The following is a 418-nucleotide window of genomic DNA, read 5'->3' on the forward strand; positions in this document are numbered from 1 at the left end:
AAAACAAAGAGAAAAAGGGCGGTGTTCTGCCAACTTATTAGGATGAAGGAATTGTGGAAAAAAAAGAAGTTAAAGTTGAAAAACCGCCGTTTCATGAACTCAAATACACTTATCACAATCAGGCAGAAGCTGTTGCAGCTATTACCGCTTATCGCAATAAATCATCACGCGGTAAATCTTCTTTCTCATGTGATATCGGTGGTGATCCGTTTGTGCAAGCAGAAGCAAAGCTTGTTCAGGAGCCCCCTTTCCGCCCTTATATTCCAGCAGAATGGCGCATCAAAAGTGTTAAGCACAAACTTGATAAAACGGGTGGTTACACCACAAAAATAGAGTGCGAACTTTTTGATAAAGCGCAAGAAGATGCGGCTGGAAACGTAGCCAATACCACACCAGACAAAGATGATACCCTTGATCC

Annotated in this window: 1 pseudogene; it reads left to right on the plus strand. The window is 42.1% G+C overall.

Annotated elements, in window-relative coordinates:
• Nucleotides 1-418 (plus strand): annotated as a pseudogene (locus J7R13_RS09105) (late control protein); the annotation flags it as partial.

Source organism: Bartonella taylorii 8TBB (assembly GCF_902825155.1).
Taxonomy (GTDB): Bacteria; Pseudomonadota; Alphaproteobacteria; order Rhizobiales; family Rhizobiaceae; genus Bartonella; species Bartonella taylorii_A.